This is a genomic window from Bartonella sp. AP21QHHD (genome assembly GCF_042196205.1).
Lineage (GTDB): Bacteria > Pseudomonadota > Alphaproteobacteria > Rhizobiales > Rhizobiaceae > Bartonella.
Genome location: NZ_JBHIPT010000118.1, coordinates 113483 through 131659 on the forward strand (window position 1 = coordinate 113483; position 18177 = coordinate 131659).

16 protein-coding genes are annotated in these 18177 nt (G+C 41.8%); 1 reads left to right on the forward strand and 15 read right to left on the reverse strand.

What is annotated here, in order from left to right:
- Positions 1-5: 5 nt before the first annotated feature.
- The 14 genes from ACFIMC_RS09065 to ACFIMC_RS09130 form a co-directional block, all read right to left on the reverse strand.
- Entirely contained in the window at positions 6-983 is a 978-nt protein-coding gene (locus ACFIMC_RS09065) for a tail fiber protein (protein ID WP_375633752.1), read from the reverse strand.
- Entirely contained in the window at positions 976-1968 is a 993-nt protein-coding gene (locus tag ACFIMC_RS09070) for a transglycosylase SLT domain-containing protein (protein WP_375633753.1), read from the reverse strand. The genes ACFIMC_RS09065 and ACFIMC_RS09070 overlap by 8 nt, the downstream gene beginning before the upstream one ends.
- Positions 1968-4166: a hypothetical protein gene (locus ACFIMC_RS09075; protein WP_375633754.1), complete on the reverse strand. Its 2199-nt coding sequence runs from the start codon at positions 4164-4166 to the stop codon at positions 1968-1970. Before ACFIMC_RS09075 ends, ACFIMC_RS09070 begins: the two co-directional genes overlap by 1 nt.
- Entirely contained in the window at positions 4159-6018 is a 1860-nt protein-coding gene (locus tag ACFIMC_RS09080; RefSeq protein WP_375633755.1) for a hypothetical protein, read from the reverse strand. Before ACFIMC_RS09080 ends, ACFIMC_RS09075 begins: the two co-directional genes overlap by 8 nt.
- The gene (locus ACFIMC_RS09085; RefSeq protein WP_375633756.1) at positions 6018-7073 is read right to left on the reverse strand and encodes a tail fiber domain-containing protein; all 1056 of its coding nucleotides are present in this window, start codon (positions 7071-7073) and stop codon (positions 6018-6020) included. The genes ACFIMC_RS09080 and ACFIMC_RS09085 overlap by 1 nt, the downstream gene beginning before the upstream one ends.
- A gap of 1 nt (position 7074) precedes the next feature.
- On the reverse strand, positions 7075-7458 hold the full coding sequence (locus ACFIMC_RS09090) for a hypothetical protein (protein WP_375633757.1): 384 nt from the start codon (positions 7456-7458) through the stop codon (positions 7075-7077).
- 41 nt (positions 7459-7499) lie between these two features.
- A complete protein-coding gene (locus tag ACFIMC_RS09095) occupies positions 7500-8957 on the reverse strand; it encodes a hypothetical protein (RefSeq protein WP_375633758.1) in 1458 nt (485 codons plus the stop codon).
- Positions 8957-9655: a hypothetical protein gene (locus ACFIMC_RS09100; RefSeq protein WP_375633759.1), complete on the reverse strand. Its 699-nt coding sequence runs from the start codon at positions 9653-9655 to the stop codon at positions 8957-8959. Before ACFIMC_RS09100 ends, ACFIMC_RS09095 begins: the two co-directional genes overlap by 1 nt.
- Positions 9656-9727: 72 nt before the next feature.
- Entirely contained in the window at positions 9728-10177 is a 450-nt protein-coding gene (locus ACFIMC_RS09105) for a hypothetical protein (protein WP_375633760.1), read from the reverse strand.
- Between the two features lie 19 nt (positions 10178-10196).
- Complete coding sequence (locus ACFIMC_RS09110) at positions 10197-11339, reverse strand: N4-gp56 family major capsid protein (RefSeq protein ID WP_375633761.1); 1143 nt, start codon at positions 11337-11339, stop codon at positions 10197-10199.
- 98 nt (positions 11340-11437) lie between these two features.
- Complete coding sequence (locus tag ACFIMC_RS09115; protein ID WP_375633762.1) at positions 11438-12349, reverse strand: hypothetical protein; 912 nt, start codon at positions 12347-12349, stop codon at positions 11438-11440.
- 11 nt (positions 12350-12360) lie between these two features.
- Positions 12361-14415: a portal protein gene (locus ACFIMC_RS09120; RefSeq protein WP_375633763.1), complete on the reverse strand. Its 2055-nt coding sequence runs from the start codon at positions 14413-14415 to the stop codon at positions 12361-12363.
- Positions 14400-15725 carry a PBSX family phage terminase large subunit gene (locus ACFIMC_RS09125; protein WP_375633764.1) on the reverse strand — a complete coding sequence of 442 codons (1326 nt, stop codon included), beginning with the start codon at positions 15723-15725 and terminating at the stop codon, positions 14400-14402. Before ACFIMC_RS09125 ends, ACFIMC_RS09120 begins: the two co-directional genes overlap by 16 nt.
- Positions 15706-16020 (reverse strand): hypothetical protein, encoded by a 315-nt coding sequence (locus ACFIMC_RS09130; protein ID WP_273724397.1) that lies wholly within the window; start codon positions 16018-16020, stop codon positions 15706-15708. Before ACFIMC_RS09130 ends, ACFIMC_RS09125 begins: the two co-directional genes overlap by 20 nt.
- A 307-nt stretch (positions 16021-16327) precedes the next feature.
- On the opposite strand from ACFIMC_RS09130, the gene ACFIMC_RS09135 reads away from it, so the two are divergent.
- Complete coding sequence (locus ACFIMC_RS09135) at positions 16328-17713, forward strand: hypothetical protein (RefSeq protein WP_375634976.1); 1386 nt, start codon at positions 16328-16330, stop codon at positions 17711-17713.
- 64 nt (positions 17714-17777) lie between these two features.
- On the opposite strand, the gene ACFIMC_RS09140 is transcribed toward ACFIMC_RS09135, so the two are convergent.
- A complete protein-coding gene (locus ACFIMC_RS09140; protein WP_375633767.1) occupies positions 17778-18005 on the reverse strand; it encodes a DUF6290 family protein in 228 nt (75 codons plus the stop codon).
- Positions 18006-18177: the final 172 nt, after the last annotated feature.

Here is an 18177-nt window from a genome sequence, read left to right on the forward strand (position 1 = left end):
AAAACTCACGATTTTATGGCATAAACAACCGGTACATTAACAGGGCGTGTTTCTGCCTCGCCCGTTGAAGAAATAGTTACCTTATGCGTGTGCACTCCAGCAGGTTGTGTATCTTTTGTATAATATGAATTACCAAAAGCAGGATTTCTGCCACCTATTTGACCAACTCTTGTAACCATAGAATAATCATGCTTATGCGTATGTTGACCTGCCTCTTCAATGGTACAAGCATGTGTATGAGATTTAATGCTGTCTTTTTGCACCTCTGCGAAGTCTCTATTTTGATCTAAACCGCGCCCATTATCAAAGCCGCGCAAAAACATTCCTCTAAAGTCTGGAACTTTAAAGGTTGTATCGCTGTTTTTTCCCCATTTATCCCCTATCGCCTTGAATAATTGCGGATAATCCTTGCGTTCATAAGTAGCGCCATCACATAAAAGCCAGCCGTTTGGGACTTCTTGCATAGCAAAGGTCGCAATAAAACCACAAGGAAAGGTTTCGACCTTCGGTGGTGGAATGGGGGTAGGGTTTAAAAGATACCAGCCATCAAGACCTTTTGTTGATACGCCATCATTATAGACTATTTCATAAATACCATTTGTTTGTAACTCACCACCTGTTAATGGTACTATCCCTGTGCTGGTGGCTTTATAGAGTGGCTTTGCTCCTATATTATTCATGTTTATTGTTGTCGTACCAATATTTATACCACGCGCCTTAAAGCGGATAATGATATCGTTTTTATATTTCGCTATCGGCGACACCGTCGTCAACGTGATTGATGTTGTTTGTTCCTTTCCATTCACAATAAACTTTGAGTCAAGAGAACCACCATTATCGGCAAGATATTCACGTATACGCTGCATCATGACCCGCGCACTATCATTAACAGAACTAGGCGGCTGCCCTTCTGCCCAATTAATGATACTATCGGAATTCGCATTTTGATCAGCTGTGAGTGACCAGTCATAAATATCAGACATGATAAGCCCCCGTTCTTCTTAATAGCTCTTCGCGCAATTGCTCTTCTTTTTGCCGCCCATAGGAACCAACAGATTGCCGCCTAGAAGGATCAATAAGAGGTGTTAAATCTGTCGGTCCCCCAGTCGATTGTGAGAAACCCGCCATGACTGGTTGCTGTAACATTTGTTGCTGTACCATCTGTGCCTGCTGTTTTTGTCGTTCTCCATTCTCTCTCATTAAATGAAGCAAACCGGAAAAGCCCTTTTTAAGAGCACCTGCATCAATACCTTGTGCTTGCAATGGTGTGGTTTCCATAATCTGTCCTGTTAAATTGTCTCTGCTTTCAGGTGCCATCATTCTGTTTGGGAATGGCGTGTCATATGCCATCAATTGGTTGCCCCCTTGATCACCTTGACCCACTTGATTACCTTGAAGTGTCTTTTGAAGCCTCTCAAACCCACGCAAAGGACCCACCTCGTTTGGTGCTGCTTGTCCATTGCTTTGGTTTTGCTGTATCGTTCTCTTCAAAGCATCTCCCGTTTTATTGTAAAGCCCATAAATATGATTCATAAAATCCCCTGCTGTAGCTTCCATATTGCCACCATTGAGTGTGACTGCCTGTCGACCTAAAAGCTGGCTTGCTGGAATATGTGGATTTTTGATAAGCTTTACTGCCCCTGCTGCTCCTTGTTGGTGTGCGAGGTAAAGCTCTGCCTCTGATGGCTCTCTGCCTAATGCTGTGACTAAATAACGCGTATTATCCTTCGTTAACCGTGCCATAGCATCGGTTGCTTGAAAGGGATCAAACTTGTCATTCAGTTGATAGTGTTTTGCTGTTGAATCGAGAAATTGATACAGCCCCCCTGCACTGCTGTTCTTATTTTTTGCATTTGGATTACCATTACTTTCTATCATAGCAACACGTTCAAGAAAGCTTTCTGGTAAACCATATTTTTGTGCTGCCTGTGAGATAGCACGCTTCACTTTAGGATGAAAATTGATCATTAGTTTATAACCGTTCTATCAACGCTGCTATTCAAAATAATGCCAACAAAATTAATGAATTTCGTATAATTTTCTCGTGTTATTAAGCGTTTCTTTTCTGCTTCATGAAACGTCTTAATTAATTCAATGGCTTTTTCTCTTGCTAACCCAAAATCTCCTTTTTCCCGCGCTGTTATAAGCGCTGCAATATCTCTCTCAGTATCTTTATGGACGCTTGAGAATTTGCGTCCAAATTCTCTTGCGAAATTTTTTACAACTGCCTTGATGAAAGCAATCTTTCCTATACCCATAGTCTGTTGTGCCCCCCTCTCTTCCACTTCACCTATATGGTTTGGCAATCGTGCAAAAAGCTTTGTTCTTTCCACTTCTGGTCGCAACACTTTCATAAGTTGCTTAGCTTTATCTTCACCAAAAATACGCTGTAATTTTTCTTGACCATTTTTTGTGTCAAACAAACTCAAAAGATTGTGGTCAAAATTCTGTGCATTGCCTGCCGCATGTTCTACTTGCGACCGTATACCTTTTTGAAACGCCTCTTTTTCCATCAACCCAAAATCCGAAAGTTGACTGTTGATTGTGTCGAGATTAACGCTCTTCTTCAGCGCTTGCTCTCCCTGCTCGAGGGCATCACCAATAGTACGCTCGTCATAATAAATTTTCCGTGCTTTAACATAATCTGGAGAGGACGTATCCAAAACGTCCAGAATGCGTTGTTTGAACAGAGTCAAATCTCGCGCATATCCTTGTTTTCCTTTGATGCGCGCAGAATTAATTTGATCATCCAAAACCTCTTTCATCTTATGTAAAATTCGCATATTCAGCTTTGGATATCCATTGCTCCCTATAACTGTTGCATCCGCTTCATTTGGCATTTGCGCAATTGCTTTTTTATAGGCTTTTTGGAAGGCAGGAGTTTCTTGCAACCGCGATAAATCTTTACTGACAGCATTAGAAATAGGAGAAGCTTTCGCCCTCTCATAAAATGGTTCAGCCTTTTTCTGTGCTTGTTTGATAATCTCTTGCTTTAAATTAAGCGTATCTACTTTTGGACCCATCACATCTGTCAACGCATTCTTTACCCGCAATGCACTCGCATCTTGCCTTTCATTCAAACGATTACTTATGAGCGAATATGTATCATGGTCTTTTTTTGCTGCCTTAAAAGCTCTTGTAGCAAGCCCATCATGAAGATCAATAATCATTGAATCAGGACCTCGCTGTTTTAATGCCCTTTCAAGTTTATCAACACCTTCATCCCCTAAAGTTTGGCTTACATCCCTAAGCGCTCTATTGCTTACCTGAAATGCTTCTTTTTCTGGCATTAGCGCTGCTTTTGCTGCCATTTCAGCTGGGCTTATAGGTCCTCTCAATGCTGCTTTAAGTGATTTTGTCACAAAAGGTGTCACTTTTGATACACCACTGGCAACAAATGGTGTTGCAACGCCTAGCCCTGCACCAAACCCAGCAGACACTAGAGTATCTGCAAGCCCTTCTCCCTCACCACTGCCTGCTATTCCACCATAAATGGCTCCAGTTTTTGCTGCACGCCCCAAGCTAAATTTTGCCGCCTCTTTACTTGCTACTGCTTTCATTGCTGCTTCACCTGCAGCTTTTGCCGCTGCCCGTTCCGCACCCTCTGCTAAAGCAGATTGCACCGCCCTTTCTCCTGCTGCTAAAGCTTTACTGGTTATTTGTGCTCCTGCAACACCAGCTCTACCTCCCAGCACAATATCAGCCCCAATTGCCGCACGAGTAGCAGCAGGAGCGCCAAGACCTGGTATTAGAAAAGGAATTGCAGCGCCCGCTAAATTCCCCGCAAGAGATGCATAAAACTGATCTCGGTTCGCCGCTCTTTGATAATCACGCCATCGCTTTGTTACTTCATTATATTTTTTGACTGCCTTATCTGTTCCATTCCACACTCCCTCCCAAAGTGCTGATGCCAACCCTGCAGCTTCATCATCATAGCCTAGTGTTAACCCATGAAGAGCTCCCCATCCAAAAGCACCCGCAGCACTTGGATGTGGACCATCTTCTTCTGTTTCCTCTGTTGCACCTTTATTTCCTGTAACAGAACCCCTTAACCTTTCCTTATTTTTTGAAAAAAGCTCTTGAAGCTGTTCTGGTGTATAGTCACTTATATGCCCAATGACTCTTGTGTTTTTACGATTAATAAGAGGGGGGATTACTTCAGCCATTGGTTTGTTTCTCCTTAATGCGTCCATCTCTATCAACGAACAACATGCCTTCCGGCAATGCTTCTATCTGTTTTTCTAGTGGATCATTTGACTGTGCATGATTTCCCTTATAAGCATCTTGCCCATAGGCGGCTCGAACGAGCTCGTTTGTTGCTTCTGCACCACCAAAAAGAATTGCGCGCGTTGCTGCATTGGATTTATTGAAAGTGTCAATAACTGTTTTTAAAGATTTCTTCATTTGCTCTGCAGAAAGATCTTGATACAACGCCGCTACAGAGTTTTGCAATGCTTGCAATTCCATATTAGACAAATTCCCAAAGCCAGATGCGCCATTTGGTGAAAATGCTTTTGCTTTTCTCAAGGCATCAAGCCCGATACTTGCCTTCAATGAATCGAGCATATGCCCAAAATCTTTTGCCTTAGAATTAGGAAGGATCGACATTATAGGACCAGTGAAACCAACAACATGCGGGTGTTCCTCAATAGTTTTTAGCAATTCTTTAGATGCTGAGAGTATACGATTTGACCTGTCTGCTGTTTCCAGAATTCGCATTTGCATTTGTTGGTTTTTACGCTCCTCCTCCTTCTGTTCTTGAATTAATTTATGTTCTGAACCACTGCCTGCAATTGGCACCGCACGTATGCCACCAAGTGCATTTTCATCCTTAACATACATATAACCTGATTCAGGCTTTGACAGCATGCCATCGGTATTCCCCCCTAATCCAGAAGTAGTGGAACGCTGTCCTCCTTGGACAGGTATAATTTTCCCTGTGCTTGTTGAGACTTGGAAAGTCATATCCTCAGGCAATCCCTGCTCTGCCTTTTCTTCTGATGTCAATGTTCTATAGCCTTCTTGAGGGCTTAACGTGTTGCCTATGATTTTCATGGCAAGATCTGGATATTGCGTGAGTGCTTGCGCATCTTCATCGCTATACCCTTTAGAGCGTAAAAATTGCAAAGTTTGTTTATGTTGTGCGCGTTCCTTGTTGCCCTGCCGCATAAGGATAGATGCATTTGAAAAACTTTCTTGTGGTGTCTTTCCTAACGCAAGCCCTGCAAAAAAATCCATTAAATGCTCGGAAAATTCTGATTTTCTAAAACGCTCCCATAAGCTACTTGGATTTGCTCCTGTCTGAACAAAGTTATCAAGTGACTTGATATAATCTGTTTTTTGTTCAAGATCACCACTTGCTTTTAAATGCTCCTCTTCTGGTAAGTGTGCATTCAAATGTTTTTCTTCTCCTATAGGTGCATCAAAAAGCTTTTCCTCATCATTTCCAGAATCGTTTTTCAAAGAGTTTTCCGCTATAGATTTCTCATTAAGTTGAGCAATATAATCCATCACATCTTTTTGCTGTCGCCCAGCTTCATCCCCACTAGACTGATCAATGTTCGCAACAAGTGGAGATTGAGGAATCATTGATGCAACACCTCCCTGATCTGAGAAGTCATACTTTTGTTGCTCTGGCGCCTCTTGTATCTTAACAGTATCCTTTGAAGCATCCGGTAATGGAGGCATTTGGCGCTTTAAATCATCCGTAGACATAATCAATTCTGCTGGCGTTTTTTTCCCAACTTCTCCTCCTCCTGTTTGAGCACCGCGAATAAGCTCTGTAGGACTCAATTTTTGTGGAGTATTATCCCCATTGCTCGCATCAAAAGGGTTTGTGCTAAAAGCAACACGTTCTAAAAAACTTGGCTTGTATCGCCCTTCCAACGGCGTGTTTGAAGGCGTGGAATGTTTTTGAAAAAAATATTTAGGTAACTGAAAAAGACCCTGATGTATTAAAGGACGCAAAACTTTTGGATTCATAAATAGTGATAAAGTATTAAAGCTGTTTTGTTCCATCACTGCACCCTTTCCATTTCAAATCCAAGCTTGCTATAATCCACATGCAAAAAACCTGTCGCCTTATGCAAAAAAACAGCTTTAGGATTTGTCTTCAAAACATCCTGCGCCATCACCCCGCGATAGCGCTCTGGATAACCTTTGTAGTTGTATTCATAGAGTGTATAGCCATTTCTCTGCCCAGCCTCTCTGATGTTTTCTTTTGCTCTGATGTCACTAAGCCCAGCAAAAGTACCAAGGATAGTTCCAACATTTCCAACAATCTCCCATGGATTAGGTTTTGGCTGTGGAGTCAATGTCGTCATTTGTCCTGTTCGCGTTCCATAATTTCCAGCAACAGCCCCACCAGCTGCAAGCAACTTACTTAACTGGTCCCAATCAAGATTGTTCTGCTGCTCCCATTTTTGCCGCTCTTCATCTAATTGCCGTTGATGATTGGCATCAAGTACACTCCCTCCCGTCAACGCATTAAGATTTGCCTGACCTTGACCTTGAAAGAAGTTATTGGCGCCCGCCAACTGATTTTGGTTTGCTTGGTCAATCATTCCATTAGCTTGCATCATATTGTTGACGTCTTGGTTATATTGCTGTGAGAGAGCTTGAGTTGCTATGCCCCCCAATTCATCAGCCAAAACCCCAGTATGCGCCCCAGAACCATAACGCCCAGCACCTGCCAATGAACTATTAATAGAGCTTGTTGCCTTATTTAATGTGTTTTGAAGCGCTTCATCAAAGTAAGGGTTATTGCCTATTTGTTGCCCTGAAGCCATGTTCTTTAAGTTTTGGCTTGTTGAATTTTGCCCTGTGGCTAATCCATTTAAAGTGTTGTTATCATAGTTATGCGTATTATTGCTAAGCCCATTAATCGCATTCTTTGTTTGATCACTTAAACCCGCAACACGCTGCCCGTCATAAACGGCTTTTCCGCTGCCTTGGTTATAAAAAGTCATGGCATCTTGAGCTGCGTGTTCAAAAATACCTTTTGCCCATGCAGGGGGTTCATTTGTTTGCGTCGTGTTTTGGGTATTCTGGATTGGTTTAGAACTTTTTCCCATATTAAAGCTGCTTTCTATATTCTAAAAGATTAACGAAATATCCATGCGATTTAAGAGATTTTTCCCACCCTCGCCTGCCTATGATGACAAGCTCTTTTGCCCCTTTTTCCTTGTAATAAGCTTCAATCTGAGTGATAAGCTTTGTTAAGGGTGCTCCTCCCTTTCCACCAAGCGTGACAACAACCGCCCTTAATGCTCCAGTGACGAGTTCTTGTAACTGTGTTGTGACATGCGCCATAAAGTTTTCATGCGCATCAACGATAATCCAAAGAACTTTTTCTCCCTTCAAAATATCGTTTAAAATGGTTTCTGTATTATAATCATCAGGGAATTTTTGATTAAAATAAGCTATCGATTTTATGACATTGTCAAAATAGGGCGCCATTTGTTCAGCGCTCCATTTTTCTGTATTATAGATCTTAAAACTCATCTTATGCCCGCGGGTTTGAGCGTTACATCAAAGCCTGTTATATGTGTCCATGGCGTGCCTTCTGGTATTCTCAGACGCAAGGCGTGATAACGCGCCCGTGAGCGGATATTATACATCCCAATATTATAGCCGGCATAACGCTCTTTAGCCCAATTTAATTGGTTCTTGTTATCAATGATAAAAGCCGCCCCAACACTTAAAAAACCTTTTGTTGTATCCGCTTGAACAAAAGCCTCACTCATCAGGTTGATTTGCCTGCCCGTATCCCCCACAATTTGTGAAGCAATAACTGCTTCCATCGGAGGACCCGCAAAAAAACCAAATGTGTTGTCTGGCGTAAAAGCTCCTAAAACAGGCGCACCATTTTGCCACATCTTACTATCAAGAGAAGCTGGTAAATCTTTCAAGCTCTCTTGTACTTCGTCTAAGCCTTCTAATGTATAACCGGCTGCAAAAAGGGGAAATAAGAGAAGGTTTTGCCCCTTAATGACACTCCATATTTGCAAAAGCCAATCATAAACATAAATATGCATCCCTTCAGTGTTATCATTAATAGAAAAATAAACACGAGAATAGACCGGATCAATACATGCCCTCATCTCATCAATGGCAAAGTTATTGTAAAGTGTGAAGATAGTTTTATCGACTTTTCCAAAGCCAATAGGGAGCATTTCACCAGCACTGTTGATTTGATAAAAACCATCATCAGAGACAAAAAAAGTACAGTCTCCACGGCTTGCAATTGCTGTGCTGCTTTTAGCTCCTATTTTGTCTTTTATTTTTGCAAAACTGAAGATAATTTTAGAGCCTGGTACAAAGGTTGCGTGATAAATGGCGGAGCGCATAAAAATAAGTGGATTTGTTGATTCCGTAGACCCTTGAACATATTCTCCATCGGGAAAATCTTGATAATCGCAACTTTTCTCCCCAACTGTCCAATGTGTCGCATCATTCAAACCGGACCACTGAACACGGTTTGGCTTATCTGTTAATTGCATCAGGCAAACAAAATCACCCCACACACGCACAAGTCCAGCACGCGGGGGATTACCGCTCAAATCACAAAACCTTTCATCCGTTTTTAACGAAAGCATTTGTGGTGGGTCATTGCTATTAACAGCAATGATATGATCACCAAAGGAGGCAAAAGACCAAAGTGCAGTCTCATTGGCGTGATATTGTGTGTGAGGTTTGCTAATGTCTTTCCAGCCGCGCGTGCTGTTGTCATATTCATAAAGTTTTGTTGGTGCACCCACAATGATGCGCACACCACCCAATGAGCGCACAGCATAGACCCCCAAAATCACATCCGGAAAAAAATCTGAGACCGGCGCCACAATGGGAAACGGAATATACGAATTTGGTGCAGGTAAAACGTTCACAATCTCACTAGAATAACCACTATTAATAAATGCAACATCTGGTCTATACTCAGCAATAGGAATAAAGGTCATCAGAAATCCGTGTGTTGAATTTTTAACAAATTCTTGCGCCGTGATGTTTCAATTTGAAGCGCATCGAGCTGCTCTTGAAACATGGCAAAAGCTGCCGCTGCCATCTGTGGTTCTTTAATAATATTGGTATAAATTTCATATTTTGCACGCGTTTTGATCAGTTCATAGGCTTCTAAAAACCATATGGACGCTTCTTGTGCACTCTCAATATCTTTTATTCTTACAGGGTCAAGAATAAGCCTGATAGAATAAACGCGCTCTGGTGTTGGATACAAGACAAGCTTTTGTTCAAAATAAGCATAGCGTGTAGGCATGCCATGGCTACAATCATCCTCAAGATTCTCAATAACAAGAGGATCTACCTGCAAAAGCTTTGCTTTTCTGTGATTATCTTCATAAACGTAAGCATCAACAATGCGAACAGCCCCTGTTATAGAGGGATGTGCCTCGGCGCCATAACGGCTTTTGCCCTTTAGAGTGGTAAAAACAACTTCGCGGCTTTCATTGAAATAAAAAGGCAATCGTTCACAAAAGCGAATAGCCGAAAATATCGCCCTTTGCACTTGATCAACATACTCATCTGTTTGATCATCTATTTCATCCTGAATATCGTTTAACATCTGGATAAAATTTTTATCCCAAGGAGTAATGGTCTGTTTGTCTCCAATCGGACCACCTGTCTGTACTATTATTGTCATATCACCCTCTTCCAAATGTCTTGGGGCATCTTGTATAGGAGGGGGACGCAAGCAATAAACGCCCCCTTGCCTTTAACGATTAGTGTAAAACTCAACAATCACCTCAGCATCACCTTTGGTGCTTTGCTTGTCTCGTGTCATGTAAATCGTATTTTCAGCCTCTAGCGGAACATCTCGTTCCTCCATAGGTAGGGGCACATTGCCGGTGTAAGATTGCAAAAGCTTTGTTTCTCCATAATCATTGCCATTAGGTTCTTTTCCAAATATAACTTTTACATCTTCAAAATCCGCCATGGTATAAACTTGAATTCTTTTTATCAAAGCCCCACGGGGTAGAACACCAATTTTCGTTATCAGCCCTTGGTCTGTACATTTAACACGCGCCCGTAAAAAACTAACCTGCTGCGTAGAGTTGTTACGTCCCTGCAAAACAGGTGGCAATCCCTCATCTGTCATCTCAACAGTTTCAACAGTCTCAACGGTCTCAACAGGTTCCTGTGTAATTAGCGATTTTTCTGCCATAATTGTCATCCTTTAATAATTAGCTTGCTTCAGCAAAAGAAGGGATGACAATGGTACCAAAATCCTGTCCCCCTTGATCAGAATGAGGCAAGGTGTAGCGTGATTTTTTCATGCCGATAATGGTTTTAGCTGCAACCCCAAATTCACGTTGATAATCAAACAGTTCTTCAACAAGTTTATAGCGTGTTCCCCCTTTCCCATCGCCTCCTGTTGCTCCATTGCCAACGCGCCCATAAGCCATGATAACACTTTGCGCACCAAGCAAAATAGCACGACGAACAGAGGGAACAGGCTCTTGTGTCTTTGAATTGATACCATTGGGGACATGTTCAGCTTCACGCAAAATGACACCGTTATACATCCCTAAAGAACCATTAAAAATTGGGTTCTTAGCTCCAGAGCCATCATAAGCTGCCTTGGTAATGTCTAACCATTGACCACTCTGGGTATTGGTACGCAATTGGGTCACCTGTGTTGGGTGGAGATACATCACATATGCCGATTTTCCATCAACACGAACAGGGCGCAAACGTGGATTAGCAAGTTTAGCGCGTTCAACAGCCCGATCTATAAGATCTAATGTAAAAACATCGTCTTTTGTAAGTTCTTCATCAGTCTTTTTCTTAGCTGGGCGAATAATACGCAGTTTGCTTGGCTCTAATGGAGCATTAAAACCATAATGTACGGGTTTAAGGGTTATGCTGCGTCCTTCGAAGTGAATCCATGGTGCTGTATAACCTGCTGCCTGAATGAAGAACATCAAACTTAAGCGATCTGCATACCAATCAACAAGCCCATCTTTTGCTTCCTTACGCAAATTAAAGGGAACACGTTGTTGATCAATAGAGCCTTCATATTTGATGCGCACAGCATGAGTAAGCTCGTTGATGCGCACCTTTTCATTCATAAATTGGAGGGCTTCTTCATTGCCTTCCAGCGTTTGTCCCTCGCTAACGCCATCCCCCATAAGTTGGACTCTTAATCCGCTCGTCACAGAGTCACCAGCGGATTTTCCTAGCACATCCAACACTTGGATAATGCTGTTTTTGCTCTCCCCCATCAGCGGTGCAATAGGCAACGCTTTTGAGGTCTCTGTGTTTAGCATCTTAGCCCAAACGCCAACGGCTAATGGGTCATTGAGCTTTACTTCTGTTACTGCCATTTCAATTAATGCCTTTCTTGGTTTTTAAAACTCGCCTTGCGGCACCCCCAAACGATAACAATCACTTGGTTCTCTCTGTCGCGCCATTGCGCACATCTTCATGCTCTGCTCATAATTTGTTCAAATTTTTTGGGATTTTTCTCAACCCATGCTGCAAATTCTGCTTCCGGCATGGAAAAAAGCGTTCTCACATCCATACCGCCTGTTGGAACTTGCCCGCCGCGCGCTGTAAGCGTCCGCGCTGCTTGAGAGCGCTCTTGAAGGGCTTCCACTTCGTCCTTAACTGGCGCTCCACTATAGCCAAAAGCTTTCGCTTTTTGCACCAGCACCTCAATTGGGTTTATACCAGCTTTCTGACACTGCTGGCATATTTGGCGCAATTCAGCACCAATTTGTTGTTGCCGTGCCTCTGGGTCTTTCCATTGCGGATAAAGGCTTGCTTGCGCTTGTAAGACACTGTCTGCTCTTTCATAGAGATAGTCCGTGATACTGTCTAAATCTGGATATTTATCTTGTACTTGCGCTTTGGCTTCCTCGAAATAATCCCCCAACTTTTGGCGTTCATATTCCTCTTGACTCATGCGCTCTTGGCTCTCTCTCATATGAGAAAACTCATCAAGCAATTTCTGTTGTTCTTGTACCTTATGACTAAGCCATGCAAAATGTGCTTTTGGGTCGTCTTCTAGGGAGGGAATATTTTCCTCACGGCGGCGCGTGATTTCTTCCTGCATTGCGGCATATTTTTGCGCAAGTTCAATAGCCAATTCACGCGCTTCAATGGCGCTTTGTTCTGCCTTTTGGCGTGCTTGCCGCTCTTGCTCTAGTTTATCAGATTCTATTACATCAGAATTTGGCTGCTCTTGAAGTGGTTCTACAGCTGGCTGTTCAGAACTTTCCTCTGCATCAAAAACTTCCTCAACTTGTTCTGGCTCGACCAACTCAACAGCATTATCACTGGCAAAATGTTCATCATAGATTGCTTGTTCTTCTGGCGTAAACTCTTCTTCCATATTCTGTCCCTTCAATGTGCTATTATATTTTTTGTCAAAACTCGATAGTGTTCCAACTGTGTCTGTAAAGCTTTGCGTTCTAAATCACGCTGCGCTATCTCATTTTTTGCCTGTTGAAGTTCGAGCTGCATGCGCGCTTGTTCTTGTTTCAAGAAAAGTTCGATATTTTTCTGCTGCAATGCCGCTTGTTTCTGCTGCGCATCAAGTTGATAGAGTGTGCTCTTTGCTTGCGCTTCTTGCTGTAAAACAGCAATCTTTGCTTGTTGCTCTGGAGTTAATTGCGCCCCTTGGCTTTGTTGCATCATCTGCTGTTGCTGTTGTTCTTGTTGTGCCTGCTGTGCTTTTGCCGTTAAATTTGCTACCAATGTTGCCGGTAGTGGGGAAAGCTTTAAAAGATCTGGAATCATCTCCGGTGTTAAGAACCCACCAAGCAATGGCAACATCTGCGTAATTGTCGCAAAAGTTTTCTCTTTTTCATTGGGGCTTGTCGGTGAATCATCAACAATAATGTCGTATTCAAGCGTTGTGACAGCTTCACGTGTTAATGGAACATACTGCGCATTCTCTTGTCCAGAAATACGTACCAGACGCCCATCAGAGAGATAATTCTGAATGAGATAAAGGATAATCTTTCCCTGCCTACACCGATAAAGCTTGAGATTATCAAACAGCCCCGCAAGCAAATTAAGCGTTGATTGCCGGCGTGTATTTTCCAGCACATTGGCTTGGTTGACCTCCCGTGTTCCGATAAACTCAGCCGATAACCCTGTTACATGCGTTATCGCTTCACGCGATTCATTAAACAGCTGGAAAAATCCATTGGGAAATTGTGCACTTGGCTTTGGTTGAATTTTCCCTCCTGTAAGCGCGCCATTTTTAACCCAAGTAATCGTATCCGTTCGCGCCCAGCTTTCCATGGCTTGGCGATCATCATCGAAAGCGCCTCGTTCTGCTATCAAGCCGCCCTTAGACTGGCTATTAAGGATATACATCACTTGGCTAAAATATTTATTCGACCATTTTTGTGGATCTTTTGCGGGGCGAACAATCCCGTAAAACTGGTTTTTAAGCTTATCCAGCGTGCCCGTGATACACTCCCACCCAAGTTGCCCATCAGGTGCTAATGGCTTATCGGGATTTGCTAAAAGACGTCGTCCCAGAAAAGCGCGTCTCACCACTTTTTTATAAAAACACACCCCTTGTAATTGTGGCATTACCCTTTGAAGCTGTTCAAACTCCTGTTTGCTATAGTTGCGCATCTGTCCGGTTTGAAGATCAGGCGCCTTGTAAGTGGTCTCATATTCAAACCAACGGCATTCAACCAGCGTAACATAGCGTTTCCCAGAATACGGATCTGAGAGAGAAGTCGCATTGGAGTCATCTTGATACGCATCAAGCGACACATGAGAATCCTCAGAAGCGGTTGTACTATCGATAGCCCAATCGGCGTTAAGATCTTCAACAGCAACATCAGGAAAAAGACTTTTAGCATCCTCAACGGATTTGCGATCAACATACCACATACGCTGTGCGTCAATGAGATTTGGTCTTACAGCATTGGCATCCCAAACCATTTTTAAGGGATCTAAACGTTGAACAGCAGGTATCCCTTCGGGATCTGTATCATAATCAAGCCGCGTATCTGTCCAGCCCATACCGCAAATAACCATATCCTGAAAAGCATCGGAATCGGCATATTCCGCCTCTGCCTCATCACGAAACCATTCTGCTGCTCCAGTAAGCAATTCATTGGGTATTGCCGCTCCCATTTGCCGTGGTTGAAACTGTACTTCGCGCTTATTATTACGCTCCGCCCCAACAATAGCATTCACAAGGGGTGCAATGCGGTTAAAAGTCATGACAGGACGGCGTTGCTCTTTTAAAACCGCAAGATCTTCCTCTGCCCATTGACGACCATTATAAAAATCAAAATCTTCACGCGCCTGTTCACGCCATTCATTAACATGTTCAATATCTTCTGCGTACCAAGACTTTAAACGCTTATAGAGTTCATATTCATCGAGGATTGTCGTTTTTTGAAAGTCTTGATCTAGAATGCCATCCATGATGCCGCTTCTCTTTCCATAGTGCAATAACGCTCTTGCTTGGGTTTGACACTGGGTGCTTCATAGACAATGCACATTAAACCAAAGGCATCCGCCCCATGGCTCGACCAATCATGCTCTGCACCCAAACCAATGCCGCGCTTCTCATCCCATTTCTCATGATACCAATTCAGTGCTTTGCGCCCTGCTACCGTCATCTCTTCATTAAACCAAACAGACGGCAAAATACGCCGCACCGCCTCTATACGCATCTTAACCGCCCCTGCCCCTTGATTAGGGATCACTTGCGTTTCAAAACCCGCATCATTTAAAGCACTCTCAAAACTCACATTGTGCACACGGTCTCTGGTCGCACCATCATGGGGCAAAACCATCAATGCCTTCTCATAACCATTGTGACGCAACCAGCCTATATGTTCCGATAAAGGCTGCCCCTGTGCTTCGTAATAATTAAGCACTCTGATTTCTCGCCCCACAAACTGTGCTATCCATATCGCCGTGGCATCTGCCTTGGCGCCTGTCCCCCCAATGTCCCAAAAAGCACGTATTTGCATTAAAGGGTCACGAGCAACACGCCCTATCCGCCCCTCTTGCTCGGCTGCCAACATTTCCTTTTGATAATAAGCACCTTGAACCGCTTTCAGATAATCCCCTTCCCAGATATGCTTATAGGTCTCGGGGCGGTTTCTCAGATCATCCAATCGTGCTTCATTCAAGATCTTGGGAAACTTCGGATTGTCTGACCAATTGATCTCTACACGCTTAATTGCCTCATTGTCTGAAAAGCGAAACCGCTTCTCAACGGGGGCATTCTCTCGTAATGGATTCCATGTCACCCATAACTCTGCCCGCCATCCCTCTCCTTCTTCTCGCAAAGTCGGTATAAGCGTTTGCCAAGCTGTCTCTGTGACAGGCTCTGCCTCATCAACCCAACAGAGCAAAATACGCCCCATAGACTTGATACTTGCAATATTCCGGTCCAGACCAGAAAACTGAAAGGCTATACGACCATCTATCGACTTAATCGACGACTCCCCAACCTTGTAATAGTCCTTTAAAAAGTCGTGCGCTTCAATAGCGCGTTTAATTTCCTCCAACGAACTTTCTGCTAGCGAGTTTTGAAACTGCCGTGCACAAAGTATAGTGCCTGATATCCCTTCCCTACCAAATTGATAGCCTTTTAAAGCAGCCATCAAGGCAAATGATCTTGTCTTTCCAGACCCTCTTCCACCCCAAGCCGCACGCACCAAAGCCTTATCTGTAAAAATCGGTATAAGCTTTGGAACAATATTAATCTGTCGTGTTGTCATGAACTAAAGGCGCGATTTCCACACGCGTTATCATCTTAATCGCCCCGCCATCTTCCCCTGTCACTTGAAGAGGCAAAATCTTCCCCAACAATGCCAAATAAGCAGCGGGGCATTTGATTGCCTGTTTTTCTAGATAAGAGACCAAACCATCATCACCATATTTCTTACCAGCGCGCTCTGCTGCCTTAAGCACTGCTTCTTTCAAAATACGTGTCGTTTTATTTGGCACACCTTTTACCCGCCCTTGACCTGCCTTTGGGGGCGTTCTTTTTGCAAGTTTTTCAGTGGTTTTCATGTGTGTTTCTTTTTGTAAACAAGACAATAAAAAACCCCGCAAAAGCAGGGCTCTGAACAATCATATAAACTTATAAGAAAGGTTATACCTTTACCGTAATTCTAGACACAATTCGACTAGTACAGCAATGCCATAAAACACTATTTTTCATATCCTGTCAACAAAAAAAATCACTATATTGTGTATTTTTTATTTTTTTCACCTAAATCTAGTATCTTTAGCACCCAATAACTCACAATTGTATCCTCTAAACGAATCAATTATACGGAAGCACTAAATTATTGATTAGCAAAAAGTGGGGGGAATAATGGAAATAATTATAGTCATAGGAGGAATATTAATAGCAGCAAATATGATCTACCACATTTCGAAGGTAGGAGAGAAAGGTTGGAATGTAGGATTCGAAAATACGATTTTATTAATCATAATAATCGATGTGTTTTTATATTTTGAATTCTCAGTGAACATATTACTAATAATAGCAACTTTACTGTCTTTTAGGAGCTATTTAAGAATAAATGACTATGAAGAACAATTCGAGTTACTTCAGGAACAGAAAAATCGAGAAATAGAAATATACAAAGAACAAATTACGAAATGGGATAAAAGTCTTTTAAAAAAAACTCGAAAAATATCGCAAAAATGGATTAGGCAATGGAATAAAGAAATTAAACAGTGGGAAAAGGATATACTAAGAATAAAAGATCCCATAATGATAGGTGAAGATTATGAACATCACCATCCCATCATAAAAGAGATCTGTACTCAAGGATATAAAGAAATACCGTTTCTCTATAAGAAAGCTTTGGAAACAGAACCTTCTGCTGAGCATTGCGAAAAAATCAATGTATTCAAGAAACACATAGCTTTTAAGAAAAGCTATCTAAAAACAATGCGACTCATGAAAAAAAACGGGATAGTTGTTGAAAAAATCGTAGATCCCCTTACAGAAAAAACATGTCATAAACCTACAATGTTTTTGTTGCATTGGTGGTTATATGTGGTTGATGATATGATCATAGCCGAGTACGAAAAACAAGCGTTACATGGGTTTTATAAAAATGATAAATCGCTTGACATCTACTGGGATGAAATGTCTAAAAATACAGAATACGAAGAGATAGAAGAAATACTGAAATCATGGCATTTGCCTCCTAAGTATGAATGCCTAGTAGGGATAAAAAAATATTTACTGACATTGTTGTATGACATTTCGGATGACTATAGAATAGCAAGAGAAATTTTTATTCATTATAAGCGTCTTCTTGAAACTGTTACAGAAGGATATATTTCTTTAGATGAAGACCGTTATACCGAAGAGGTAAAATGGAAGGTAAATGAGTGTAAAGAGAAAGATAAAGAACTCATAAATGAAAAAGATAATTATAATCTATACATTTCTGAAAATATTCCAACATTTGAGAAAACTTATAAATTAGGAACAATAGAACAAATTAAATCAGCAAGTAAAAAATGCTATAATAGATTTATCTATTGGGATATGCTCGTAAATATAATAAATTCAAGAGAGAAACTACAAATTATCTTCGGTGAAGAAAAGGTGAATGCACTGAAAAAAGCTATAAAGGAAGAATACAAACAATTTCATATCGAAAAGCAGGAGACAATTTTCGAAAATAAAGATTTTCATTACAACAAATCCTACGAGCATTTGGTAGAATATTTGTTATAAACCAATACGATTATGCGCTTTTGTGAAAAATATTTGTCCAGACTTTGCTTCAGTTTTCTAACACCTAATCGTCCAAGCCAAGCTCTTTCCTCACCTCTTCAGAGCTATAAAAAGTACCCTCTCCCCTTCGAACGCGCTCTCTTACTTGTGAAGCTAAATAATAATCCTCTGCTTCCTCTATTCCATGTTCAATAATCTCGCGTAAATAAAAAGACTTTGTACGTCCTGTCTTAGCAGCTAAATTATTCAAACGTGTTTCGAGATCACTTGGCAATCGAATAGATATCGTCATAACACAATCCTCATATTTGTATTCACTGTAATACAAATACAACGAATTGTACAGAAAAACGTTTCGCGTCATAGCGAAAGAAACAACATACAACATTTACCATTTAGTTTTTCTGTCAAAATATTTATGAAGCGCGTTAAGAGCGACCCGCAATGAATTCACAAGATGTGGT

Excerpts from the sequence above, each read along its gene's own strand:
- ACFIMC_RS09070 (WP_375633753.1), bottom strand. The coding sequence starts at position 1,968 with ATGATCAATTTTCATCCTAAAGTGAAGCGTGCTATCTCACAGGCAGCA.
- ACFIMC_RS09125 (WP_375633764.1), bottom strand. The coding sequence starts at position 15,725 with ATGACAACACGACAGATTAATATTGTTCCAAAGCTTATACCGATTTTT.
- ACFIMC_RS09065 (WP_375633752.1), bottom strand. The coding sequence starts at position 983 with ATGTCTGATATTTATGACTGGTCACTCACAGCTGATCAAAATGCGAAT.
- ACFIMC_RS09085 (WP_375633756.1), bottom strand. The coding sequence starts at position 7,073 with ATGGGAAAAAGTTCTAAACCAATCCAGAATACCCAAAACACGACGCAA.
- ACFIMC_RS09110 (WP_375633761.1), bottom strand. The coding sequence starts at position 11,339 with ATGGCAGTAACAGAAGTAAAGCTCAATGACCCATTAGCCGTTGGCGTT.
- ACFIMC_RS09105 (WP_375633760.1), bottom strand. The coding sequence starts at position 10,177 with ATGGCAGAAAAATCGCTAATTACACAGGAACCTGTTGAGACCGTTGAG.
- ACFIMC_RS09095 (WP_375633758.1), bottom strand. The coding sequence starts at position 8,957 with ATGACCTTTATTCCTATTGCTGAGTATAGACCAGATGTTGCATTTATT.
- ACFIMC_RS09120 (WP_375633763.1), bottom strand. The coding sequence starts at position 14,415 with ATGGATGGCATTCTAGATCAAGACTTTCAAAAAACGACAATCCTCGAT.
- ACFIMC_RS09090 (WP_375633757.1), bottom strand. The coding sequence starts at position 7,458 with ATGGCGCCCTATTTTGACAATGTCATAAAATCGATAGCTTATTTTAAT.
- ACFIMC_RS09115 (WP_375633762.1), bottom strand. The coding sequence starts at position 12,349 with ATGGAAGAAGAGTTTACGCCAGAAGAACAAGCAATCTATGATGAACAT.
- ACFIMC_RS09075 (WP_375633754.1), bottom strand. The coding sequence starts at position 4,166 with ATGGCTGAAGTAATCCCCCCTCTTATTAATCGTAAAAACACAAGAGTC.
- ACFIMC_RS09130 (WP_273724397.1), bottom strand. The coding sequence starts at position 16,020 with ATGAAAACCACTGAAAAACTTGCAAAAAGAACGCCCCCAAAGGCAGGT.
- ACFIMC_RS09140 (WP_375633767.1), bottom strand. The coding sequence starts at position 18,005 with ATGACGATATCTATTCGATTGCCAAGTGATCTCGAAACACGTTTGAAT.
- ACFIMC_RS09080 (WP_375633755.1), bottom strand. The coding sequence starts at position 6,018 with ATGGAACAAAACAGCTTTAATACTTTATCACTATTTATGAATCCAAAA.
- ACFIMC_RS09135 (WP_375634976.1), top strand. The coding sequence starts at position 16,328 with ATGGAAATAATTATAGTCATAGGAGGAATATTAATAGCAGCAAATATG.
- ACFIMC_RS09100 (WP_375633759.1), bottom strand. The coding sequence starts at position 9,655 with ATGACAATAATAGTACAGACAGGTGGTCCGATTGGAGACAAACAGACC.